21 protein-coding genes and 1 tRNA gene are annotated in these 23,960 nt (G+C 68.3%); 14 read left to right on the top strand and 8 right to left on the bottom strand.

Annotation, left to right across the window (positions count from 1 at the left end; all coding sequences use genetic code 11):
• Positions 1 to 2: 2 nt before the first annotated feature.
• Entirely contained in the window at positions 3 to 815 is an 813-nt protein-coding gene (locus tag IEW87_RS08400; RefSeq protein WP_188711803.1) for a carbon-nitrogen hydrolase family protein, read from the bottom strand.
• Between the two features lie 108 nt (positions 816 to 923).
• Here IEW87_RS08400 and IEW87_RS08395 point away from each other — a divergent pair.
• Positions 924 to 1,000: transfer RNA gene (locus IEW87_RS08395), tRNA-Met, on the top strand.
• 116 nt (positions 1,001 to 1,116) lie between these two features.
• Here IEW87_RS08395 and IEW87_RS08390 read toward each other — a convergent pair.
• Entirely contained in the window at positions 1,117 to 2,346 is a 1,230-nt protein-coding gene (locus IEW87_RS08390) for an MFS transporter (RefSeq protein WP_188711802.1), read from the bottom strand.
• Positions 2,347 to 2,387: 41 nt separating this feature from the next.
• Between IEW87_RS08390 and IEW87_RS08385 the strand changes: the two genes are divergently transcribed.
• The gene (locus IEW87_RS08385; RefSeq protein WP_308420916.1) at positions 2,388 to 3,077 is read left to right on the top strand and encodes a FadR/GntR family transcriptional regulator; all 690 of its coding nucleotides are present in this window, start codon (positions 2,388 to 2,390) and stop codon (positions 3,075 to 3,077) included.
• Positions 3,078 to 3,135: 58 nt separating this feature from the next.
• Here the strand turns inward: IEW87_RS08385 and IEW87_RS08380 are convergent, their stop codons facing one another.
• Both IEW87_RS08380 and IEW87_RS08375 read right to left on the bottom strand, forming a co-directional pair.
• Complete coding sequence (locus IEW87_RS08380; protein WP_188711801.1) at positions 3,136 to 3,939, bottom strand: DUF4352 domain-containing protein; 804 nt, start codon at positions 3,937 to 3,939, stop codon at positions 3,136 to 3,138.
• A gap of 215 nt (positions 3,940 to 4,154) precedes the next feature.
• Positions 4,155 to 6,209 carry a transketolase family protein gene (locus IEW87_RS08375; RefSeq protein WP_188711800.1) on the bottom strand — a complete coding sequence of 685 codons (2,055 nt, stop codon included), beginning with the start codon at positions 6,207 to 6,209 and terminating at the stop codon, positions 4,155 to 4,157.
• Between the two features lie 65 nt (positions 6,210 to 6,274).
• On the opposite strand from IEW87_RS08375, the gene IEW87_RS08370 reads away from it, so the two are divergent.
• From IEW87_RS08370 to ulaA, 4 genes are all read left to right on the top strand, one after another.
• A complete protein-coding gene (locus tag IEW87_RS08370) occupies positions 6,275 to 7,438 on the top strand; it encodes an ROK family protein (RefSeq protein ID WP_188711799.1) in 1,164 nt (387 codons plus the stop codon).
• A gap of 97 nt (positions 7,439 to 7,535) precedes the next feature.
• Positions 7,536 to 7,985 (top strand): PTS sugar transporter subunit IIA, encoded by a 450-nt coding sequence (locus tag IEW87_RS15050; RefSeq protein ID WP_268234595.1) that lies wholly within the window; start codon positions 7,536 to 7,538, stop codon positions 7,983 to 7,985.
• 48 nt (positions 7,986 to 8,033) lie between these two features.
• Positions 8,034 to 8,315, top strand: coding sequence for a PTS sugar transporter subunit IIB (locus tag IEW87_RS15045; RefSeq protein WP_229731035.1), 282 nt, complete (start codon positions 8,034 to 8,036; stop codon positions 8,313 to 8,315).
• A 33-nt stretch (positions 8,316 to 8,348) separates the two neighbouring features.
• The gene (gene ulaA, locus IEW87_RS08360; RefSeq protein ID WP_188711798.1) at positions 8,349 to 9,809 is read left to right on the top strand and encodes a PTS ascorbate transporter subunit IIC; all 1,461 of its coding nucleotides are present in this window, start codon (positions 8,349 to 8,351) and stop codon (positions 9,807 to 9,809) included.
• Between the two features lie 21 nt (positions 9,810 to 9,830).
• On the opposite strand, the gene IEW87_RS08355 is transcribed toward ulaA, so the two are convergent.
• Positions 9,831 to 10,313 carry a YciE/YciF ferroxidase family protein gene (locus IEW87_RS08355; RefSeq protein ID WP_188711797.1) on the bottom strand — a complete coding sequence of 161 codons (483 nt, stop codon included), beginning with the start codon at positions 10,311 to 10,313 and terminating at the stop codon, positions 9,831 to 9,833.
• Between the two features lie 196 nt (positions 10,314 to 10,509).
• Between IEW87_RS08355 and IEW87_RS08350 the strand changes: the two genes are divergently transcribed.
• The 6 genes from IEW87_RS08350 to IEW87_RS08325 all read left to right on the top strand — a co-directional run bounded on the left by IEW87_RS08350 (position 10,510) and on the right by IEW87_RS08325 (position 16,339).
• Entirely contained in the window at positions 10,510 to 10,866 is a 357-nt protein-coding gene (locus IEW87_RS08350) for an ArsR/SmtB family transcription factor (protein ID WP_188711796.1), read from the top strand.
• The gene (locus IEW87_RS08345) at positions 10,863 to 12,566 is read left to right on the top strand and encodes a SulP family inorganic anion transporter (RefSeq protein WP_229731032.1); all 1,704 of its coding nucleotides are present in this window, start codon (positions 10,863 to 10,865) and stop codon (positions 12,564 to 12,566) included. Before IEW87_RS08350 ends, IEW87_RS08345 begins: the two co-directional genes overlap by 4 nt.
• 119 nt (positions 12,567 to 12,685) lie before the next feature.
• Positions 12,686 to 13,621, top strand: coding sequence for an ATP-binding cassette domain-containing protein (locus IEW87_RS08340; RefSeq protein WP_188711795.1), 936 nt, complete (start codon positions 12,686 to 12,688; stop codon positions 13,619 to 13,621).
• Complete coding sequence (locus IEW87_RS08335; RefSeq protein WP_188711794.1) at positions 13,618 to 14,463, top strand: ABC transporter permease; 846 nt, start codon at positions 13,618 to 13,620, stop codon at positions 14,461 to 14,463. The genes IEW87_RS08340 and IEW87_RS08335 overlap by 4 nt, the downstream gene beginning before the upstream one ends.
• A complete protein-coding gene (locus IEW87_RS08330) occupies positions 14,460 to 15,638 on the top strand; it encodes a sensor histidine kinase (RefSeq protein WP_188711793.1) in 1,179 nt (392 codons plus the stop codon). Before IEW87_RS08335 ends, IEW87_RS08330 begins: the two co-directional genes overlap by 4 nt.
• Positions 15,635 to 16,339 (top strand): response regulator, encoded by a 705-nt coding sequence (locus IEW87_RS08325; protein ID WP_188711792.1) that lies wholly within the window; start codon positions 15,635 to 15,637, stop codon positions 16,337 to 16,339. The genes IEW87_RS08330 and IEW87_RS08325 overlap by 4 nt, the downstream gene beginning before the upstream one ends.
• 3 nt (positions 16,340 to 16,342) lie before the next feature.
• Here IEW87_RS08325 and IEW87_RS08320 read toward each other — a convergent pair whose 3' ends face one another.
• Positions 16,343 to 16,939, bottom strand: a complete 597-nt coding sequence (locus tag IEW87_RS08320) for a TetR/AcrR family transcriptional regulator (protein ID WP_188711791.1) — start codon at positions 16,937 to 16,939, stop codon at positions 16,343 to 16,345.
• Between the two features lie 57 nt (positions 16,940 to 16,996).
• Here IEW87_RS08320 and IEW87_RS08315 point away from each other — a divergent pair, with 57 nt between their 5' ends.
• Positions 16,997 to 18,049 carry an alpha/beta fold hydrolase gene (locus IEW87_RS08315; protein ID WP_188711790.1) on the top strand — a complete coding sequence of 351 codons (1,053 nt, stop codon included), beginning with the start codon at positions 16,997 to 16,999 and terminating at the stop codon, positions 18,047 to 18,049.
• A 50-nt stretch (positions 18,050 to 18,099) separates the two neighbouring features.
• Here the strand turns inward: IEW87_RS08315 and IEW87_RS08310 are convergent, their stop codons facing one another.
• Complete coding sequence (locus IEW87_RS08310; RefSeq protein ID WP_188711789.1) at positions 18,100 to 21,063, bottom strand: UPF0182 family membrane protein; 2,964 nt, start codon at positions 21,061 to 21,063, stop codon at positions 18,100 to 18,102.
• A gap of 20 nt (positions 21,064 to 21,083) precedes the next feature.
• Entirely contained in the window at positions 21,084 to 22,223 is a 1,140-nt protein-coding gene (locus tag IEW87_RS08305; RefSeq protein WP_188711788.1) for a YlbL family protein, read from the bottom strand.
• Between the two features lie 167 nt (positions 22,224 to 22,390).
• Between IEW87_RS08305 and IEW87_RS08300 the strand changes: the two genes are divergently transcribed.
• Entirely contained in the window at positions 22,391 to 23,788 is a 1,398-nt protein-coding gene (locus IEW87_RS08300; RefSeq protein WP_229731030.1) for a zinc-dependent metalloprotease, read from the top strand.
• The last annotated feature ends 172 nt before the right edge of the window (positions 23,789 to 23,960 follow it).

The following is a 23,960-nucleotide window of genomic DNA, read 5'->3' as shown; positions in this document are numbered from 1 at the left end:
GGTCAGCCGGTCGGTTCGACCCGGTACCGGCGCAGGTCGAGCGCCGGATTCGCGCGACGGACCTCGTCGATCGCACTGCGGGAGGCCCACCCGACGGCGACGCCGCGCTCGGGACCGATTCCCGCCGACTGCACGCCCCGCGGGTCAACCACCATCGACCGTCCGACGCCGATGGGCGCGGTGTGGTCAGCCGCCGCGATGTAGATCGTGTTCTCGATCGCGCGTGCCGCCACGAGCGTCTCCCAGTGAAACTCCTTCAACGGACCCCGCACCCACTCCGCCGGTACCAGCACCACGTCCGCTCCTGCGTCGACGAGTGTCCGAGCGACCTCAGGGAATCTCAGGTCGTAGCAGGTCATCAGGCCGAAACGCAGGCCGTCGACAACGAACGTCTCCACGGATCCGGTCTCGCCCGGCTCGACCCACGCGCTCTCGGTCTGCCCGAACGCGTCGTACAGATGTTGCTTCCGGGAGGCGGCGACCACACCCGTGCCGTCGACGGCGACAGCGGTGTTGCGGACGCGATCGCGTGTGCCCTGCTCGACGAGACCGGCGACGATCGTCAGATCGTTCTGCGCGGCGATCGTCGCGAGCGCCCGCGTGAACGGCCCGTCGAGCGGCTGCGCGTTCGCGGCGAGGGTCGCGTCGAACGGATCGACGAAATAGCTCGCATACTCGGGCGCCACGACGACGTGTGCTCCGCGCTCTGCTGCCGTCGACGCGAGCTCCGCCAGCGTCGTGAGGTTCTCGTTCGCGTCGGCCCCGGGGGCGAACTGTGCCACGGCGATCCCGACAGCGTCGTGCTCGATCGTCATGCGGCTCATCCTGCCATCTTTTCCAGCGTTCCCACAGACACGCCCGGTGGACACCTCGCGACCCACGATTTGCCGGATCCTGAACCGCTGGTAAAGTAGACCTTGCGCCGCGGGGTGGAGCAGTTCGGTAGCTCGCTGGGCTCATAACCCAGAGGTCGTAGGTTCAAATCCTGCCCCCGCAACCAAATCCGAAGGCCCGGTCCCTCCTCACGAGGGCCGGGCCTTCGCCGTGTGCCGGGTCGCTCCAGGATGTGGTCCCAGAGCTCGGCGCAGCGGCCCCGACAGTGACCCGGCGAGACCCTCAGCGGGTCCTCGGAGCAGCGTCTTCGACGAAGCGGGGACGGCACGCGAACCAGCCCGCAACCAGACCGGGCACCGTCGTCGCCGCGAGGACGAGGAGTGGGATCGTCCACGACCCGGTCGCCTCATGAAGCAGCCCCAACCCGATCGGGCCGACGCAGGCGATCGCGTAGCCGATGCCCTGGACGAAGCCCGAGACAGCTGAAGCGGTCTGCGAGGTGCGCGTTCGGCGGTTGATGAGGGTCATGCACAGCGGAAACGTGCTCACTCCGATACCCAGCGCACACACCCAGGCGAGAGTCCCAGCGACGGGCGACAGCAGGAGCCCGACGTACCCGACGATCAGTGCGATCGCGCAGATCACGACGACGATGAACGGGTTCGCCATGCGGGTCGCCAACTGCGGAACGACCAGCGCCGCGACCATGCCCCACGCCGAGTACAGTGCGACCATGGTTCCGCCCAGCTCCGCGCTGCCACCTGCGTCGGTGAGCACCGACGGCAGCCACGTGATGATCGCGTAGTTCGACAGCGACAGCATCGCGAAGAGCACCATCAGGCCCCAGACCGTCGACGATCGCGCGATCGTCGGCGCCCGCTCCGTCGTCGCCGCTGCGGCAACCACGTGGTGACCGTCTGCGGGGAGCGTGATCGCGAGGACGAACCATGCCACCGCGGCCACCGCGGCGGGTGCGGCCCACATTCCCACGGAGACGCGCCACGTCGCCCCGACTGCTAACGGAACCGCGATGAGAGGAGCAAGGAACTGCCCCGTCTGCATGAGGATCAGGTAGAGGGAGGTCCAAAGCGCCAGTCGGTCGGCGAACCACGCCTTCACCAGCGGCACCACCACGACGTTCGCCGCCCCGATGCCGGCGAGCGCCAACACGGTCGAGAGGATGAGAACGGCGGAATTCGGCGCGAAGGCGCGCAGCACCAGAGACAGGGCGGTCATCGCGAGTGCCACCGCAGCCGTACGCTCGAGTCCGAACCTCTTCGTCACCGCCGGAGCCAGGAATCCGAAGACACCGAATGCGGCCGCGGGAATGGTCCCGAGCAGGCCGGCCAGCATGACACCGAACGCGAGATCGGATCCGATGATCTCCAGCAGAGGAGTGAACCCGGTGACCGCCGTGCGAAGGTTGAACGCGGTCACCACGATGGCGAACCCCGCCCACAAGAGCTGGTGCCGGCGGCGCACCGCGGCAAAAGGACGGGAGGGCGCGGTCACGGTAAGCTCCAAGAGACGACGACGAGTGATGGGATCATGGGATGAATCGCGACGAGTCTGCCACAGCTCAACCGATGCGTCGAGTCGGGCTCATCGATCAGGCGGCTGAGCGCTTCCGCGAGGAGGTGGTCTCCGGACGTTGGCCGATTGGCGAGCGGATCCCGACCGAACCCACTCTCGTCTCGATGTTCGGCATCGGCCGCAACACAGTTCGCGAGGCGCTGCAGTCTCTCGTGCACGCCGGCCTGTTACGCCGTGAGCAGGGGCGCGGCACATTCGTCATCTCGGCATCCGAACTCACCGGCACGCTCGAACGTCAGCTCGGCGGCGGCACGCGTCGCCACTATCTCGAACTGCGCCTCGCTCTCGACTCAGCGGCGGCCTCGCTCGCCGCCCGCAACCGTTCCGACGCCGATGTCGATCAGCTGCGCGAGCTGCGCGACCGTCGACGAGCGAGCTGGTCGACAGAGGATCCCAAGCGGCGCGCGAGCGCGGATCTCGCTCTCCACCACGGCATCGTGGCCGCGACGCACAATCCGCTCTACGTCACGCTCTACTCGAACATGCTCGATGTCTTCGCGGAGCACATGCGTGACGAGGAGAGCGACGATCCGGAGGTCGCGCACCGCCACCACCATGACCTGATCGAGGCGATCGCCGACGGCGACGCCGACCAAGCCACCGCAGCGGTCGCCGCGATCTTCACTCCGTTCGTGGAGTCAGCGACGTGACAACTGAGTTGCACTCCTGCGCGTTCCCGATCGGTGCGCTCCGGCCGACCACGCGCCCCTATTCGTTCGCATAGGTGAAGGTCGGCCCGGTGAAGTGGGGAGTGCGCACGCGAACCAACCAGTAGCCGCCCTCGCTGCCCTCGGGGACTTCGAACACATAGTTCCCGCTGTCGCTCTGCCCGACGGGCGTCTCCGAGAGCAGGTACGCGTCATCGGGAGCGACCGCCGTCGACGTGAGGAACTGCTCACCGCTCTCATCGACGTACGCCATGGCGATGTTGTCATAGATTTGCGCCGCTTCATCGCCCGTGTTCGTGGCGGTGAGGTTGATGGTCACGTAAACGGTGCCCTCGGGTGGCTCGGGGTTGCCGCGGTCGAGCAAGTCGCTGGTCGCGTCCATGTTCGGATCATCCACAACGACTTCCCAGTCCTCGCCGATGGCCACCGACTCACCCAGAGCCAGTTCCTGTCCCGGCTCGCCGGTGTCGTCGCTCGGAGGCTCTCCCGTTCCGTCGCCCGGATCTTCCTCAGGCGAGGGCGACTGCGTCGCGGGCGGACGTTCCTCGCCGCCGGTCGCACCGAACATCGACGGTCCGAAAATGACGACCGCGGCGATGGCCGCCCCCGCGACGATGACGGTCGCGACCGCGACCCACAGATACCAGCGCGCATACCACGGGGTCCCGCGTCCGGGACTGGTCGGCGGGCGCGTTCCCGGTCCACCACCGGGACCGTAGTCCAACTGCTGGCCCTGCTGCGCGTACGGTGCCTGCTGCGGTGCTCCGTGCCCGGACGGGTGAGACCCTGCGTCCCCGCTACCGGAATCGGGCACGTGGCCGTATGGTCCTTGCGGCTCGCTCATCTGATCCACGCTACGCTCTCAGCCGCCGTTCGGGCAGGCGGAACAGTGGGGACATCTCCCCATCGGTGACTCCGCGCCGCGCGCCGCCTCTTCGGGTCCTCGGGGCCCTGTGCCTGGGCATGCAGGTTGAACACCTCGCGCGAGAGGTCGCGGCCCTGAAACACGGTCGCGTCGTCGCCGGCATCTCCCGCCTCGTTCCGCGGCGCCAGCGTGGCTCAGTCGGCGGCGAGCTGCTCTCGCGCGGCGGCGATGACCGCGTCGACGCTGATGCCCGCGCGCGTCAACACCTCGGGACCAGGCCCGGACTCGCCGAACTCTTCAACGCCCACGACCCGGCCGGACGCACCCACCCATCGGTACCAGGCGTCGCCACGCCCTGCCTCGACGGCGACCCGTGCGCGCACCTGCGGCGGCAGCACCCGTTCCTGCACGTCCGCTCCGGCACGTGCGAACCATTCCACGCTCGGCATCGACACGACTCGCACGTCGACATCGTCGGCGGCGAGCACGCGCGCCGCCTCCACCGCGAGCGCGACCTCGCTGCCGGTCGCCAGCAGAGCGACGTCCCGTCCATCACCGTGCTGCCAGACCACGTATCCGCCCTGCCGCACACCAGCCGCCGCATCGATGCGATCCGGCAGCACGGGAAGATCCTGCCGTGAGAGCACGAGCGCGACGGGCCCATCCGGATCCGCGAGGATCGCCCGCCACGCCGCGACGACCTCGACGGCGTCGGCCGGGCGCACCACAGTGAGCCCAGGGACGGTCCGCAGCGACGCGATCTGCTCGACCGGCTGGTGGGTCGGCCCGTCCTCCCCCACAGCCACCGAGTCGTGGGTGTAGATCAACACCACCGGCAGATTCATGAGCGCCGCCAACCGGATCGCCGGGCGCTGATAGTCGCTGAACGCGAGGTACGTCGAGCCGTAGGGGCGCCAGAGCCCGTGCAACGCGATGCCGGAGAGGATCCCGGCCATGGCGTGTTCGCGCACGCCGAATGCGATGACGTCTCCCGCCGGGTTCTCCCTCGAAACCGGCGATCCCGGCACGGCGACCGCGGTCGACTCCGACAGGTCAGCGGATCCACCCCAGAGCCCGCCCCACGTCTGCAGTCCGCGCATCACAGCGCCGTTCGTCTTGCGCGTGGCGATTCGCTCCCCTTCGGCTGGCGTGGCGATGCCATCGAGGAGCGACAACGCCTCGGCGCCCGAGGCAGCGAGCGCGTCACGGCGACGCGCCGCATCCGGGTGCTGCTCCCGCCACCGCGCGCGGCGGTCCTCCCATGCGCGGCGCAGCTCGATGCCGCGCTCGCGGGCCGCACGCGTGACCGCGAGCACCTCGTCGCCGGCGAGCTCGTGGAGCGCGGCATCGGTGGCGTACCCCAGCGCTTCGAGGACGCGGCCCACTTCATCTGCGCCGAATCCGCCGGCGTGCGCGGCGCTCGTACCTGCACGGTTCGGCGCGGGCGCACCGATCACGCTCTGGACGGCGACGAACGTCGGCCGGCCGTCTCGCGTCCGCGCCGCCGTGAGCACCCTCTCGATCTGCGCGAGGTCGCGGAAGTCATCGATCTCCAGCACTCGCCAGCCGTACGCGCGGTAGCGCGCACGGACATCCTCATCGAAGGCGAGGTGCGTCCCCCCGTCGATGGTGATGCGGTTGTCGTCCCAGATCATCACGAGATTGTCGAGCCCAACGGTCGCCGCGTGACTCGAAGCCTCGCCCGAGACCCCCTCCTGGAGGCAGCCGTCGCCGGCGAGGACGTAGACCGTCGGGTCCCACACGTCGTCGCCGCCGTGCATCGCGGCGTCCCGTCGCGCTGCGAGGGCGATGCCGACCGCACTGGCGACGCCCTGGCCGAGGGGCCCCGTGGACATCTCGACGCCAGGGGTCACGCCGAGCTCAGGGTGCCCAGGGGTGCGCGCGCCGAGCGTGCGACTCGCGGCGAGGTCGTCGATCTCGAGGCCGTAGCCGCTGAGGAACAGCTGCGTGTAAAGCAGCATGCTCGCGTGACCCGCGGACAGGACGAATCTGTCGCGACCCTCCCATGTGGGCTCGGACGGGTCGTGGCGCAGAATACGCTGGAACAGCACGTGAGCCAACGGAGCGAGAGCCATCGCCGTGCCTGCGTGACCGTGACCCTTCGCCTGCACCGCGACGGCCGGGATCGCGATCGCCGCGGCGACGGCGCGCTCCTCGGCGCGATCGCGAGCACCGACGATGGGTGACGGATCGGGACGGGACGCTGGGTTCGTCGCACGGGATGACATGGCGCCCACTTTGGTATACAACTATCCGTAAGTCAATGCGGGCCACTGCAACAGGAAGGGACACCATGCCGCGAGGTGCGCCAACCGGATCCGGGGTGGTCCTCGACCTCATCCGCGACGGGATCACGACGCGCACCGAGCTGCTCGACAGGCTGGGGTGGTCGCGCGTCACGCTCGGCCGACGCCTCGATGAGCTGCTGGGTCACGACATCATCGCACCGGCCGGCTCCCGCGCGAGCGGCGGCGGACGGCCGCGCGAGTCCTTCGCAGTGAACGGCGACGCCGGCGTTCTCCTCGCGATGGACATCGGCAGCTCCCACACCCGCGTCGGCATCACCGACCTCGTCAGCGACGTATTGTGCGAGGACGAGGCAGACATCGGGTTGTACGACGGCCCGGACGAAATCTTCTCCTGGGCGCGGCAGGTGTTCGACTTCCTCCTCCGCGGCGTGGGGCGCACGCACGCCGACGTGCGCGGCATCGGCATCGGCGTTCCCGGACCCGTCGACTCGGCAACCGGGCGGCTGGGAAGCCCGCAGCTCGACCCCCGGTGGGACGGCGTCGAAGTCCGCGACCGACTGTGGCCGATGCGCGACGACGCGGTTATCGTCGTCGATCGGGACGTGAACATCCTCGCTGTCGGCGAAGCGCGACTCGGACGACCGGACCTCGACGATCTCATCGTCGTGAAAGCCGGGATCGGCGTGGGATCCGCATTCGTGCTCGACGGGCGGATCTACCGCGGCTCGCGGGGCGGAGCGGGCCAGCTGAGCGCGCCGCTGCGTGACCGCCTAAGCGAGCCGCTGCGCCGCCTCGAGACGGTGGCGAGCGGGGGGACGGTGCGCGATGCCCTGAACCGCGGCGCACATCACCTGCGCACGAGTGCAGACATCGTCACGCTCGCCGAGTCGGGCGACGAGGAAACGGTCGCGCTCGTCGAAGAGGTCGGCGAGACGATCGGATACGCACTTGCCGATGCGGTCGGCCTCCTCAACCCCTCGGCAGTCATCATCGGCGGCAACCTCTCCGAGGTCGGTGAACGCTTCATCGGCGCGATTCGGCGCTCGATCTTCGGCGCGTCCCACGTCTTCGCCCGCCAGGGACTCACCGTCGAGCGGGCCCGCCTCGGCGAGAAGGCGGGCGTACACGGCGCATCCCTGCTCGCGCAGGACGCGCTGTTCGATGCAGAGCGCATCAGCATCCTCACTCGACCCGCCGCCCGTGACTGATCCGACGGGGCGGGTCGCGGCAGATTCGCACTAGCGCTTTGGTCCACGTATGTGCAAAAGTGTGCGTACGATATGCGCACCGACGTGAGGAGCGATGATGAGCCTGGCCGATGACCTTCCCAAGTCCGCCATCGTCACGCGTGCGCACGCGTCGGACTGGCGGGCGGCGATCCAGCTCGCGGGCGGTGCCCTCACGGCCTCCGGCGCGACGACCGCTGCGTACACGGACGAGATGATCGCTGCCGTCGAGAAGCATGGCCCGTACATCGTGATTGCGCCGGGCTTCGCGCTCGCACATTCTCGTCCCTCCCCCGCAGTCCTGCACACCGGGCTGAGCTGGGTGGCGCTGGCCGAACCGGTCGACTTCGGCAGCGGAACGAACGACCCCGTCCGGCTGGTGGTCGGCCTGGCGGCGCTCGACCACGACTCACACATCGAGACCATGGCGGCACTCGCCGGCATTCTCTCCGACGAAGCGGTGCTCAGCGAGCTGATCGCCGCCGAGACGGCGGCGGAGGTGCACGCCATTCTCGGCCGTGTCCCCTGACGCGGCGACCGACCAGACCCGAACATCCTCACAGCGAAAGGCAGAGCAATGAAGATCGTGGCCGTATGTGGAATGGGCATCGGAACCTCCGTGCTCCTCAAGATGAACACGGAGAAGGCGTTGCGCCAGATGGGCGCGGACGCCGACGCGGACGTCGAGGCAGCCGATATCGGCACGGCCCGCGGCGCAGCCCGCACCGCGAACCTCGTGCTGACGTCGGCCGAACTCGTCGATGAGATCGGCGCCGTGCCCGCGCAGGTCATCGTGATCGACAACTTCACAGACGTGGCCGAGATCACCGAGAAGCTGCGCCCCGTCATCGAGAACTAGAACCGCTGTTTCATCCGTTCGAAGGAGACCCCAATGGAGTGGTTAGTCGTCGTCCTAGAGTTCATCGGGCAGCAGATCCTCAACGTGCCTGCGTACTTGATTGGGCTCATCACCGCCATCGGCTTGATGGCACTGAAGAGGCCGTCGGGCAAAGTTATCGGCGGCGGCCTGAAGGCCGCGATGGGATTCCTGATCCTGGGCGCTGGCGCGGGCGTCGTGACGGCGTCTCTCACACCGCTCGGCGATCTCATCCTCTCCGTGACGGGAGCGCAGGGTGTCATCCCCACCAACGAGGTGATCACGGCGATCGCGTCGGAGGAGTACGGGGCGACGAGCGCCTACGTGCTGGTTCTGGGCTTCCTGGTGATGCTCGTGTTCGCGCGCTTCACGCCGCTGAAGTACATCTTCCTCACCGGGCACCACATGGTGTTCATGGCTCTCCTGCTGAGCGTCGTGCTCACGGTCGGGTTCGGCGAGGAGCTCAGCTGGCTCGTCGTCATCGTCGGCGCGCTGTTGCTCGGCGTGATCATGGTCGTGATGCCGGCGTTCGCGCAGCCGTGGATGAAGAAGATCACTGGCGACGACACGATCGCCATGGGGCACTTCGGCACCGCCGGGTACATCGCGGCCGGTGCTGCCGGGCAGATCACGGGACGACGCAGCCGCTCGACCGAGGAGATCAAGTTCCCGCAGGGACTGAGCTTCCTGCGAGACTCGATGGTCGCCACCGCCCTGTCGATGGTGCTGATCTACATGGTGTTCGCGATCTGGGGCCTCATCGCCCAGCCCGAGCAGGCCATGGAGATTCTCGGCGGTGACGACGCGGGCGCGACGATCATGGCCGGGTTCGCCCAGGCCCTGCAGTTCGGCGTCGGCGTGGCCGTCATCCTCTACGGCGTCCGCACAGTGCTCGGAGAGCTCGTCCCGGCGTTCCAGGGCATCGCGGAGAAGGTCGTGCCGGGCGCACGGCCCGCCCTCGACATCCCGATTGTGTTCCCGTACGCCCCCAACGGCGTCCTGATCGGATTCCTCACGTCGTTCGCCGGCGGGCTCGTTACGCTGGGCGTCATCGCGATCTGGCTGAATCCGGCACTCGGGCTCGCGCTCATCCTCCCCGGCATGGTGCCGCACTTCTTCACCGGTGGTGGCGCCGGCGTGTTCGGAAACGCCACGGGTGGTCGCATCGGTGCGGCCGTCGGCGGGTTCGTGAACGGCGTGATCATCACGATCCTGCCCGCGGTGCTGCTGCTCGTCCTCGGCGAGCTCGGCTTCTCGAACAGCACGTTCGGCGACGCTGACTTCGGCTGGTACGGCACTCTCGTCGGCATGAGCGTCATGGGTCCGACCGGCGTCGGAGTCCTCCTCAGCATCCTGCTCGCGACCGTGCTCGTCATCGCGGCATCCGTCTTTCAGGTGAGAGTAGTCAACCGCGGCTGGATCCCCGGAGCCAAACGCGACGCCTTCCTCGCCGAGAAGGAGGCCGCCGAAGCGTGACGCCGCCTCGCCGACGGCGCGTCACCCCGCGAGCTGCTTCAGCGTCGCGTGGAGCTCTTCACTGGTGTGCGTCTCCTGGTCAAGGTTGCTGTTGAGCAACGCCACGGCTTCCGTCGCCGCCTGGGCCGTCGCCGCCACGATGAGCGACTGGTACACAGAGATCTCGTAGTGCTCGTTGCCCAATGCACACGTCAGCGTGACCTGGTCGAGAAGCGGCTTCGACGTGCGCTCGATGAGCGAATGGGCCTGACTCGAGATCCCCTTCGTCGCGGGCGAGCCCGCTGTCGATACCGGGAACTCGAACAGGTCGAACACCTTACGCAGATTGTCGATCTGCTCTCGGGTCTCCTCCGCGTGGTGGCGGAACAGCTCTTGCACCTCCGTCGACGGAGCGGCCTTCTCGAGGTCGCCCAAGGCGGCCAGCGAGTCCTCCTCCATGGACATCGTCGTTCGCAGCTGGAACCGCAACAGGTCGATCGGCGTTTCGAGCGTCTCCTGAGACATGGATCCTCCTTGCTCACTGACGGCCGATTCAGCCGTCGTCGCCGAGCGTACGAATCTCGTGGACGCGCCTCCAGAGGGTTGCGCACACGACGCTGCGGCGGTATCGGATCCGTCCTCGCGACAAGCGGCTACCGCGCCGCGGTCCTGTCACGGACTGAGCATCTCGCCCGCAGCCTGTTGATATGATGGATTCATCATGTCGCAATCTTGGAGTGCTCGTCCTCTGTACGAGGTGAAGGCCGGCCTGTTCCGCGGGCTGTCGCATCCGTTTCGGATCCGCATCCTCGAGCTGCTCGCCGACGGTGACGAGCACTCCGTCGCCGAGCTGCAGGACCTGACCGAGCTCGAAGCCTCGCACCTGTCGCAGCACCTCGCCGTCCTGCGCCGGCATCGCCTCGTCGTCTCCGAACGTCGAGCGAGCCACGTCTACTACCGCATCGTCTCCCCCGCTGTCGCCGAGCTGCTCGCCGTGGCGCGCGCGCTGCTGACCGAGTTCGTGAGCGCCGATGCCGCACGGGCGGGCGACGTCGCAGCGCTTCCGGAGCTGCCGTGACCCACGAGCCTGATCACGACACTGCACGCCGCGCGCCCGCGATCCTCCGCGCCGCGCGACAGGCGCGCGCTTTGTTCCCCTCGCTCGCCGACTACCGCCGGCTGCGCCGCACGTGGAAGACCGATCTCGTGGCGGGGATCACCGTCGGCGTCGTCGCGCTGCCGCTCGCGCTGGGATTCGGCGTGAGCTCAGGGGTCAGCGCGGAAGCCGGCCTCATCACCGCGGTCGTCGCGGGCCTCATCGCGGCCGTCTTCGGCGGATCAAACGTACAGGTCTCGGGCCCCACTGGCGCGATGGTTGTCGTCCTGCTGCCCATCGTCGCGACGCACGGCGTGACCGCGATCGCCGCCGTCAGCGTCCTGGCGGGCCTCATCGTGGTGCTCGCGGGCGCTCTGCGCCTGGGGCGCGCGGTCTCGTTCATTCCGTGGCCCGTCATCGAGGGCTTCACTGTCGGCATCGCAGCGATCATCTTCCTGCAGCAGGTGCCGCTCGTCACCACCCCCACGCAGGTCGAGGTCGGCGAGCACAGCTCGAACGCGGTCGTCGCCGCCGTCCAGTCGCTCACCGCCGCCGACTGGAGCTATCTACCGTGGTCACTCGGCGCCGCCGCCATCGTCGCGGCGTGCACGACCCTCCTTCCGCGTCTCCATCGGGGCATCCCCGGATCGCTGATCGGCATCATCGTCGTCACGCTGCTGAGCCTCGCGATCGCGAATCCCCTCGGTGTCATCGGAACGCTTCCGAACACGCTCCCGGCACCGTCACTGCCCGCGGTCGACGCGGAGACCTTCTCCGCACTCCTCCTGCCCGCGCTCACGGTGGCTGCGCTAGCGGCGATCGAATCGCTGCTGTCAGCGCGCGTCGCCGCAACACTCGACGACACCGGACCGTATGACGCCGACCGTGAACTGTTCGGCCAAGGCCTCGCCTCGATCGGGTCCGGGCTCTTCGGCGGCATGCCCGCCACCGGCGCGATCGCTCGCACGGCCGTCAACGTGCGCTCCGGCGGGCGCACGCGACTCTCGTCTGTCGTGCACGCGCTCGTCCTGCTCGCCATCGTCTTCATCGCCGCCGGTCCAGTCGGCACGATTCCCCTCGCCGCGCTCGCTGGCGTCCTGATGGTCACCGCGACACGCATGGTGCAGCCCGCGCGCGTCGTCTCGCTCATGCGGTCCACGCGGGCCGATGCGATCACCTTCGTGGTGACGGCCGTCGTGACGGTCTCCTTCGATCTGGTGATCGCCGTGCTGGTGGGAGTCGTCCTCCTCGGCGTCGTCGCGATCCGTAACCTGTCGAGCGCCACCCACGTCGAGCGTGAGCCGATTCACGGACTCCCGCAGGCTGGGGATGAGCGCATCGCCATCTTGCGCCTCGACGGCCCGCTCATCTTCGCGTCGTCGGAGCGGGTGTTCGACACGACGATGAAGATCGACGGCGTCACCGTCGTCATTCTGCGTATGTCCCAGTTGGAGCTCATCGACGCCAGCGGCGCCCACGTGCTCACCGAGATCGTGCAGGCGCTGGAGCGCCGCGGGGTCACCGTGCTGATCAAGGGCGTCCAGGAAGGCCACGAGCGCCTCTTCCGATCCGTCGGAGTGCTCGCCTCCCTGCGCCACCACGAGCACCTCTTCGCGGACATGGAGACAGCCATCGCGCACGCGCGCAGCCACGTCGGGCGCGGGAGCGCCTCCCCCGGCTGACCTCCGGACCAACACCCGATATAGACCTGGGTACTGGGCGCGCACCGAGGCCTGCCCTCTCGGCCGATGTGCGTCCCGCGCCGCCTCCGTAGCGTCATTCGTGAACGAAAGGTGGCCCCATGATCCGAGTCAGATCCCTGACGAAGCGCTACGGCAAGAAAGTTGCCGTAGGCGGCATCGACTTCACCGTCGAACCAGGGAAGGTCACGGGATTTCTGGGGCCGAACGGCGCTGGGAAATCGACCACGATGCGCATGATCGTCGGCCTGGACCGACCGACTGGCGGCGTCGCGGAGGTCAATGGCCGCGCGTATCGCGATCTTCCCGCGCCGCTTCACGAGGCGGGTGTGCTGCTCGACGCCCGGGCCGCACACCGTCGCCGCACCGCGTACAAGCACCTGCTCGCCATCGCCGCGACCCATGGCATCGCCACCACTCGCGTGCACGAGGTCATCGAGACCGCCGGGCTCACCTCCGTCGCGGACCAGCGCGTCGGTGGTTTCTCACTCGGCATGGGCCAGCGCCTCGGCATCGCGACGGCGCTCCTCGGAGACCCGCCGACGATCATCCTGGACGAGCCGGTCAACGGCCTCGACCCGGACGGCATCCTCTGGATCCGTGCCCTGCTGCGCCGACTCGCCGCTGAGGGGCGAACGGTGCTGCTCTCGTCGCACCTGATGAGCGAGATGATGCAGACCGCCGATCACCTCATCGTGATCGGGCAGGGCCGGATCCTCGCGGACGGTCCGATGCACGAGGTGGTCGCGAATGCAACGCGTTCCGCCGTCCGCGCCCGGACTCCGCAGGTCGCGGAGCTGATCTCGGCGGTCGCGACCGCCGAGATCACCGTCACGTCGCTCCCGGACGGAGCGATCGAGATCGTCGGAGCCTCCGCCGAGCGCGTCGCTACGCAGGCAGCCGCCGCGGGTGTTGTGCTCCACGAGCTGACGACCGTGGCAGGATCCCTCGAAGACGCATACCTCGCGTTGACCGCACACGACACCGAATACCGGGCGGCCTCCGCCGACCCGATGCCGAAAGGAGCAGGCCGATGACGTCGCTGGCCACGAAGCCCGGGCGCGCTGACGACCGCGCGACACGGGTCCCGTTCCGGGGCGTCGTGAGGTCCGAATGGATCAAGTTCACGAGTGTGCCCTCCTCCTTTCTCGCGATCGCAGGAATCGCCGCCGTCGGACTCGGCGGCAGCGTATTCCTCGGCGCCACACTCGAGTCGTCCGGTGTGCCCTCGGTCCCCTCGCTCGAACGAACGATGAATGACGTGCTCTCACCGATGGTGATCCTCGGCCAGATCATCGCCGGGATCCTCGGGGTCATGTCGAGCGGAGCCGAGTACGCATCCGGATCCATGCAGACGACGGTGCTCGCGAGCCCGCGCCGCGTCCGCATCCTCTGGGCGAAGGTGATCGTCGTGTTTGCCGCCGTCACGGTGACGAGCCTCCTCACGGCGATCGTGTCGTGGGCGGTCTCGTTCGCCTTCTATGCTCCGCACGGGCTCGAAGCCCCCCTCGATGCGCCCGGCGTGCTGCTCGCGATCATCGGATCCGGCGTCTACCTCGGCTGCTGTGCCATGTTCGGCGTCGGCATCGGCATGCTCGTGCGCTCGACGACGGCCGGAGCCGTCCTCGTGTTCGTGGTGACGCTGCTCGGCCCGATCCTCGCGTCGGTCCTCCCTTACGGTCTGTTCTCTCGGGTGGTCCGCGCAATGCTGCTCGGCAACGCCGGTGATGCCATGGCGCGCGTGCACGACATGCCGGGACCCTTCCTCGACATCTGGGGCGGCCACATCAGCCCCGGCGCAGGCTGGATGATCGCGGCCGCGTGGGTCGTCCTCGCTCTGACGCTTGGAGCGGTCGCTCTGAAGAAGCGCGACGCATGAGCCTCACGAAAGCCGGCGCGGCTGAACTCGCGGCGTATCTCCTGCTCGCCGGACTTCTCGGCTACCTTTCCCTCGAATCGGAACTTGGGTCTCCGGCGTGGGCCGTCGTCCTCCTCGGGCTCGGTGGTGTCGCAACGATCCTCCTGCGACAGCGTCTCCCGCTCGTGACCCTTGTCGTCGCCCCTGCCCTGATGCTGCTGTCCGCCGCGGCCGGCTCGATGGCGGAGGCGCTGCCCGTGGTCGCGGCACTGCTGCGCACGGGGGTTGCGGAGAGCGCCCGACGTGCGTGGGCGCTCTTCGGCGTGACGATCGCGGCAGGCACGGCCGCCGCGCTCGTTCTTGCCGTGCGCGTACGCACCGGTCCGCCGTTCCTCGGCCTCTCGCCGCGCGCCGAGGCCGACGCGTGGGACCTCGACTGGCTCAGCCTCGGATCCCTGTTCGCGACGATCGCGCTCATCGCGACGCTGATTGGCGTCAACGTCGGCCATCGGCGCCGTCACATCGCCGCACTCGTCGACCGTGCCGAGCGCATGCGTCGCGAACGCGACCAGCAGGCGGACATGGCCCGCGCGCTCGAGCGCGAGCGGATCTCGCGGGAGATGCACGACGTGATCGCCCACAGCCTCTCTGTGATGATCGCGCTCGCGGACGGAGCGCGCGTGACCGTCCCGGAGCGGCGCGACGAGGCGCAGCGGATCATTGGTCAGATCGCGGACACGGGACGCCGCACGCTCGGCGAGGTGCGGCGACTGCTGTCGACCGCAACGCATGGCGAGACCGTTTCCGAGCGCCCGCTCGGCGTCACAGAGCTGCCCCGCCTCGTCGACGAGTTCGTCGAGGCGGGCCTGCCGGTGCGGCTCGAGCGCTCCGGCGAGCTCGGCGCCGACACGGCCGTCGGACTGACCATCTACCGCATCGTGCAGGAGTCGCTGACGAACGCGCTGCGGCATGCGAAGGACGTGCGAAACGTGCTCGTGCGGCTCGAGCTCAGCGAGAGTGCGGCCACGATCCTCGTCGAGGACGACGCCGCGCCCGCCATCCCCTCGGAGTCGCCGGGGCGCGGCCTGGTCGGGATCCGCGAGCGCGTCGCGCTCTACGATGGGGACGTCGAAGCCGGCCCGCGCGACGGCGGTGGCTGGCGAGTGTTCGTGCGGCTGCGAACGGAGGGGTCATGACAGAAGGCGCATCGCACGACGCGCGCATCAGGGTGCTCCTCGTCGATGACCAGGAGCTCGTCAGATACGGCATGCGCCTCGTCCTGGAGGCGGAATCCGATCTCGCCGTCGTGGGCGACGCGTCCGACGGCGCTGAGGCGCTGCGCGCCGTGGCCCGTTTGGCACCGGATGTCGTTCTCATGGATGTGCGCATGCCGGGGATGGGTGGGCTCGAGGCCACCCAGCGAATCACGAGCGAGCACCCCGACGTGCGCGTGCTCGTCCTCACGACCTATGACCGCGACGAGTTCGCATTCGGCGCACTCCAGGCGGGCGCAGCGGGATTCCTGCTCAAGAACACGAGGCCGGACGAACTCGTCTCCGCGGTACGCACCGTGCACACCGGCGACGCGGTCGTCTCCCCCCGCATCACGGCGAAGCTCATCGACGTCGCGGTCCCGCATCTCACCGGCACCGCTCCCCGCGATGACGGACGGCTCTCCGTGCTGTCGGCTCGCGAACGCGAGGTCTTCGAGCGCGTCGGGAAGGGACTCAGCAATTCCGAGATCGCGCAGGCGATGCACGTGAGCGAGTCAACGGTGAAGGCTCACTTCGGCCGCGTGCTGATGAAGCTGGACCTCGCCGGCCGGGTGCAGGCCGTGATCCTCGCGTACGAGCTCGGCGTCGTCGGCGTCGGGAAGAACACGGGGACGTCGACCTGATCATCACCGCGAGAGCGCGGTGTCCAGCATCCGTACAAGCGTCTCTGCGGCAACCGTGACGTCGTAGCCAGGATCGTGGAGGTGCTCCGCCACGAGGGCGTCGATGCCTCCACCCGCGATGAGCGCGGTCGCTCGCGCGTCGACTGGTTCCACACCGCGCGCCCGCGCCGCAGCCTCGATGATCTGGGCGAGAGGTTCCCATCGCGTCCTGGGGTCGTGGTCTGCCCCCGCATTGGTCATCGCCTCGATGATCATCCGCGAGTGACGCGGGTGCGCGGCCAGATGACCGACCATCGAGCGCACGTAGACCGCGGGCCCTTCCGCCGGATCCGCCCCTTCGACAGCGGCGGCCACTTCGCCGATGAGCGCCGTCAGCACGTGTTCGTACGCTGTCTCGACGAGCGCGTCCTTCGTCGGGTAGTGGTAGAGCACGGCGGCCTTCGTCACCCCCGCACCCTCGGCGATGCGGGCGAGCGACGTCTGCGCATAGCCGTGTTCGGCGACGATCCCGATCGTGACGTCCAAGAGCTGTGCGCGCCGCGCCTGCGTCGCCAGCGTCGACTCGCGGTGAGCGCCTGCGTCTCGTCGACCCGTTGTCATGTCCTCAAGCTTACCGTACGGTGGAAATACTTACCGATCGGTTAGGAGATGCGGCGAATGAACAACGAGAGCACGACGCGGACGGGATCGGTGGCGTCGACCGACGACACCTCTGGCACGAACCTGCGCGGAGACAGACCCGTCCGGCGCCGGCGCCGACGGCGACGTCTGGTCATCGCGTTGTCGCTCATCGCCGTCGTGGTCCTCGCGGCGGTGATCGCGGTGCGTTCACCGTCTCCGGTCGGTCACTGGGAGAGCTCTGCGGGGCACGACCGCTACCTCGCCGCGTACGACGACGCACTCGCTGACCTCCCGGCCCCGGATCGCGTGTCCGACGTGCGCACCGAGTACGGGCTCGTCCGCGTCTATCGATTCAACGGATCCGGTCCGGCCACCGACCCGCTGGTTCTGCTGCCAGGGAGGGCGTCGGCATCACCCGTCTGGGCAGACAATCTCCCCTCATTGCTCGACGTGGGCGACGTCTACACGATCGACCTGTTGGGAGAACCCGGAAGGAGCATCCAGGAACGCCCGATCACCGACGACCACGACCAGGCGGAATGGCTCGACCAGACCCTCGACGCGCTGCCGGAGTCACAGTTCCATCTCGTCGGACTCTCGATCGGCGGCTGGACGGCCACGAACCTCGCCCTGCGCGTTCCGGACCGAATCAACACGCTGACTCTCCTCGACCCCGTGTCGGTCTTCGACGACATGCCGCTGGAAACGATCGTCCGGTCCCTGCCCGCGTCGTTGCCGTGGCTGCCGAAGTCGTGGCGCGACGGATTCAACTCGTACACAGCGGGCGGCGCCCCTGTCGAGGACGTGCCGGTCGCCGACATGATCGAAGCGGGAATGCAGCACTACTCTCTGAAGCTGCCGCAGCCGACGCGGATCCGCGAATCGCAGCTCGCAGAACTCACCGTGCCCGTGCTGGCGCTGCTTGCCGGTGAATCGGTGATGCTCGACGCGACACGCGCCGCCGAAACCGCCGAACGCGAACTTCCGGACGCCCGGGTCGAGGTCTATCCGAATGCGTCACACGCCATCAGCGGCGAGTATCCGGACGAGATCGCGGCAGACATCGCCGAGTTCCTCGCGGAGCGCTGAGAGGGGAAGGCGCCCCGGGGAGATCCCCGAGGCGCCTTTCCATCACCGGCTTACTCCGACAGCGCGAGCAGCCGCTCGATCGCCTGCGTCAGCTGCTGATCCGCCTCGGCGTACGCAACCATGTCGCCGCTCTCGAGCGCCTCTGCCTTGGCGTTCATCGCTTCCTGAGCGTCCGCGAGGGCCGCGTCGAGCGAACCGGAGGGTGTTTCACCCTGGTCAGTGCCGCCCTGGTCAGGCTCGTCGCCCTCGTCCGGCGTGCTTCCGCCGTCCGGGGTCTCCCCCTCGTCAGGCGTATCGCCCTGATCTCCAGCGCCGTCCGGCGTCTCGGATTCGCCCGGGTCGATGTCCTCGTCGCCCGTCTCGGCTCCCGACTCGCCCTGGAAGAGGCTGTCGAGCGCCTCGGCGAGCGTGTCCTCGAAGGCGAGTTCGTCACCGAAGGCGACGAGCACCTTGCGCAGCAGCGGGTAGGAGGTGTCTCGCGAGGACTGCACGTACACCGGCTGCATGTACAACAGACCCTCGCCGACGGGAAGCGTGAGCAGGTTGCCGAGGCTCACGTTCGAGTCACCGATCTGCAGAACGTTCAGTTCCTGAGCGATCGACTGGTTCGAGTCGAACGCGTTCTGCACCTGACCGGGTGCAGGAACCGTGCTCGCCGATGAGATCTCCAGAAGGCGGAGATCGCCGTAGCCATCGCGGATCGCTCCGGGTTCGCCCCCGGCGTTCGAATCGACCGACAGGTATCCCATCAAGACCTGACGCTCACCGCCCTCGGGGATGAACGAGGTGAACATCGAGAACTGCGGCTCTTCCTGACCCGGCATCTGCATGGTCAGGTAATACGGCGGCTGGAGCTCCTGATCGTTCGTCGGGTCCTGCGGCGTCTCCCACGCGTTGTCGCGCTGGTAGAACTCGCTGGCCGTGTCGACGTGGTAGGTGCCGAGCATTGCACGCTGCACCTTGAACAGGTCGGTCGGGTAGCGGACGTGACTCATGAGCTCGCCCGACATCTCGTCGATCGACTCGATCGTCGACGGGTAGATACTCTGCCACGTCTGGAGAACCGGGTCCTCTTCGTCCCACGCGTAGAGCGTCACGGATCCGTCGTACGCGTCGACCGTCGCCTTGACCGAGTTGCGGATGTAGTTGACGTCGTCGACGAGCAGGTTCGGCTGCGGGTTGGACGAGTCGCTGATCGCCTCGGATAGACCGATGTGCGACGCGTAGGGATACGAGGCCGACGTCGTGTAGCCGTCGACGATCCAGACGATGCGCCCGTCGACGACGCTCGGGTACGGGTCGCTGTCGAGCGTGAGGTATGGGGCGACCTTCTGCACGCGCTCGCGCGGGGCGCGGTCGTAGAGGACCTGCGACTCCGCATTGATCTGGTCGGAGAAGAGGATCTCCGCCGCCTGGAACTTCAGCGCGTACAGCATGCGGTTGAAGTAGCTGCCGATGCTCGGTCCGCCGTCACCCCGGAAGGTGGTGTAGTTCTGGTCGTCCTCCGCGGACCCCGTCGCGTAGTCGAGCTCGAGCGGGTCCGATCCCTCCGGCGCCCCGACGATCGAATACTGCGGCGACTGCTCGCCGAAGTAGATTCTCGGCTCATACTCCATGTCGGTGAGGAAGCCCGAGGAGGGGATGTCGCCCTCGATGAAGACCGGCTCGCCCTCGCTCGTGCGCTCGTTGCCGCGCGCCGCCACCATGCCGTAGCCGTGCGTGTAGGTCATCGTCGTGTTGACCCACTGCTGCGCCTCGGCACCGAGGTTGTCGATGTTGAGCTCGCGCAGCGACACGACCGTGTCCTGCACCTCGCCGTCGATCTCGTAGCGGTCGACGTCGAGCACGTCCTCGAACTGGTAGTACGGGCGCACCTGCTGCAGCTGCTGCACGGTGGGGCTGATGAGGCTCGGGTCCATCAGGCGCAGCGAGGCCGTCGTCGCCGCGTCGTCGCGCAGCTGACCCTGCTCGACCGTCGTCTGTGCCTCGTACGGGATCGTCTCGATCTCGTCGAGATCGTATGCCGTGCGTGTCGCGTCGACGTTCTCCTGGTAGTAGTCGAGCTGGAGAGCGCGCTCGTTCGGCGTGACCTGGAAGGTCTGCACGCCCCACGGCAGCGCCACGGTGACCACGAGCGACGTGAGGATGAGAAGACCTGTCGCAACGAGTGGATACCGCCATTTGCCGATGAAGGCCGTGATGAGGAAGAGGACCGCGACGAGCGCCGCAACGACGGCAAGGATCGTCTGTCCCGGGATGAGCGCGTTGGCGACGACGTAGTCAGGTCCGGTGATGCGACCACGCTGCGAGATGAGCGATGCGAACCGGTCGAGCCAGATGCTCACGGCCTGCAGCAGCAGGTAAACGCCGGCGATGATCGCGATCTGGATGCGCGCCGACTTGGAGATGCTCAGTTCACCCTGCCCCACGCGCACGGACCCGTACAGGTAGCAGACGAGAGCGGTCACGAGCAGCGACAGCAGCACGACTGCAGAGGCGAACCCCACGACGCCCTGCCAGAACGGCAGATCGAACATGTAGAACGAGGTGTCGAGGCCGAACTGCGCATCCGTCTCACCGGAGGCGACGCCGTTCAGCCACATCCACGTGGTCTCCCACTGCGTCGCGGTCGCGAAACCAGCGAAGAAGCCGAACAGCACCGGGATGCCCCAGGTGGCGAGTCGGCGCAGCGGCTCGACGACCTCCTGGTAGCGATCGAGCTGCGAGCTGAGGCGCGCGTAGACGGGGCGCAGCCGGTAGGCGAGCGTGATCGACAGCCACACGGGCAGGGCCATGGCGACGAACCCGACGACGAACATCACGACCCGGGCGATCCACTGAGTGGTCAGCACCGACCGGAAGTCCAGCTGGCTGAACCAGAGGAATTCCGTGTACAGGCTCGCCATGCCGAACAGCACAGCGATGATCACGGCGACGATCGCGATCGTGGCAATCGCGATGCGTCTGGTCGGGGAGGCGGGTGTGGCCGAGTTCTGCGTCGAGTTAGAGGTCACCCCCCTATCCTACGGGCGCGTCAGCCTCCAGGCGTACACGCGGGCAGACTGGCGGCTTCGCCCTCGGCGATCGCCTCCACTGCGGAGATCGCATCGTCGAGCGTTGCGACACTGACCACCTGGAGGCCGTCCGGTACGTGCCCGACGACCTCGTCGCAGTTACCGGTCGGTGCGAGGAAGTAGCTGTTGCCGGCCTCACGCGCGCCGTGCATCTTCTGCCGGATCCCGCCGATCCGTCCGACGTCGCCATCGATCGTGATCGTGCCCGTGCCCGCGATATGTTCGCCTCCGGTCATCTCCCCCGGCGTGAGCGCGTCGATGATGCCGAGCGCGAACATCGTCCCTGCACTCGGCCCGCCGACGTTGTCCAGCTGGATCGTCACATCGATCGGAAGCTCATAACTCGTGCTGATGCTCACGCCGACCGCCCATGAGTCGGATCCGTCGACCGTGAGCCGTTCCGGTGTCACCTCGACGGTCCTCCGCTCGCCGTCGCGTTCGAGCCGGAGTTCCACCGGATCCCCCGCAGCGGCATCGATGACGGCGCGCAGCTCGTCGACGTCCGCAAGCCGAGTGCCGTCTGCCGCGAGGATCCGATCGCCCTCCTCGACGACCCCCTGCGACGGCGACCCGTCGGTGAGCGAGACGACGCGCATGTCGGCGGGCACGTCGTAATCAAGAGCGCGCAGTGCCGCCGCCGAGGCCTGGCTCTGCGAGTCGGTCATCATCACGGCATTCTGCTCATCGCGCTGCTCGGACGTCAGACCTTCGGGGAAGACCGCATCGATCGGCACGATCGCGCGCGCCGGGTCCATCCACGCCAGGGCGAGTTCGATCCACGAGATGGGGTGCTCGCGGTTGCCCACGACCTCGACGGTGGTCAACGACAGCGATCCCGTCGTGTCGAAGGTCTCGGCGCCGTCGACCGCGATCAGGGAGACCAATTCGCCCTCACCGGACTCGACCTCGCCGAGCGTGTTGTAGACGGGACCGGGGCGCTCGAGAACGAAGTCGCTCGGAAGGAAGCTCATGGTGAACAGGGAGACAAGAGCGACGAGCAGGGCGACGGATCCGACGACGAGACGGCGCGGGGCTCGACGCCCCTCATCGATGCGTCGGCGCGCCCCGCGCGAAGCGGCGTCGTCGTCGAACAGCGTCATCAGTCTCCCTTCGGGCTTCGCCCGCTTCGGTCGGTGCGATCGGCCCGGCGTTCGCGGGGGGCGTACGACCAGGCCGGCGCGAGAGCGCCTCAGACGTGACGCATCCGATTAGCGTAGGACGTGATCCCGAAGAACCGGCTGAGGATCGCGGCGGAAAGGCGACGGACGTGAGCGACGAGAACTCCCCCGAGGACGACTTCCAGGAGATGCTGCGCCGCATGCTCGGCGGCGACGCGACGGGCGAAGGCGGCATCGACCCCGAGCAGCTCAAGGGCCTCGGCATCGACCCCGCGCAGATGCGACAGATGATGTTCGCGTTCCAGCAGGCTATGTCGAGCCAGTCGGGCGACGGTATCTCGTGGGACGCCGCACGTACCGGCGCCCTGCACGTGGCCAACCAGGACGCCAGGAGCATCGGAACCGGTCAGCGCACCGACCTCGCGCGAGCGTTTCAGCTCGCCGACCTGTGGCTCGGCGAAGCGACCGTGATCGCGCCGATCGGTGCGGGCCCGGAGGTCCTCACGCGCGGCGACTGGGTCGAGAAGACCCTGCCGGTGTGGCAGGAGCTCGCCGAACCGGTCGCCGAGAGCATGGCGGACGCCCTGACGGGCGCACTGCGCTCGCAGGCCCCCGAGGACATGCGCGACACGATCGAAGCCGCGTCTCGCATGCTCCACCAGGTGGGCGGGACGCTCTTCGCGACGCAGCTCGGACAGGTCGTCGGCAAGCTCTCGAAGGAGGCCGTCTCGGGCGGCGATGTCGGGATCCCCGTGATGCCCGCAGGAACGGCGGCGATCCTGCCGCAGAACTTCGCAGACCTCGGCGCGGGCCTCGGCATTCCCGACGACCAGCTCGCTCTGTACTTCGCGGCGCGGGAGCTCGCGCACGCGCGCCTGTTCAAGCACGCCAAGTGGCTGCGCCTTCATGTGATGAGTCAGGTCACCGATTACGCGCGCGGGATCCATGTCGACACCGAGGTGCTTGAGGATCTCGCCGATCGCTTCGACCCGACGAACACCGAAGAACTGCAGGAGGCGCTGCAGACGGGCGCGCTCATCCCCCAGAAGACCGAGGCGCAGGAGCTCGCGCTCGGACGCCTCGAGAACATGCTCGCCCTCATCGAGGGGTGGGTGGACGTCGTGGCGTCTGACGCCACGAGCCGCGTTCCGAGCTTGGACCGCATCGCGGAGGCCACCCGTCGCCGCCGCGCCGTGGGCGGTCCCGCGCAGGACGCGCTCGGAGCCCTCGTTGGTCTCGAGCTGCGGCCGCGCCGTCTGCGGGAAGCCGCCGCGATGTGGCGTGCGGTTGGCGACGCCGTGGGCACCGCGGCGCGCGATGCGCTGTGGGACTACCCCGACCTCGTGCCGAGTGGCGACGACATCGACGACCCGGCGGCGCTCATCGCGCGTCTCGAAGCCGCCGAGCGCGGCGACGACGCCCCGCGCGATGAGATGGACGATGCGCTCGCTCAGCTGCTCGCGGATGCCGAGGACGACGGTACTGCGGGGCAGGAGGGCGACAAGGACAGCGACGACGAGGGGCCCGAGGGACCGCGCGCCGTCTGATCCACAGGCCGCGCACGCGCATTCGCCCTGTGGATAAGTGCGGTCGGCGCGCGGAACGCGCCATGATCGACAGATGCCCCTGCTCGAGCTCGACCCCGCGTATCCGGTTCTGTGGCGCGATGATCGCGCCATCCAGATCGGCTCGCGACCGGCGTTCCGGGTGATCGCCGAT

Origin of the sequence: Microbacterium faecale (assembly GCF_014640975.1) — a bacterium.
GTDB lineage: Bacteria > Actinomycetota > Actinomycetes > Actinomycetales > Microbacteriaceae > Microbacterium > Microbacterium faecale.
The sequence above is the reverse complement of the archived record's forward strand: the minus strand, read 5'-3'. Positions and strand labels throughout refer to the sequence as shown.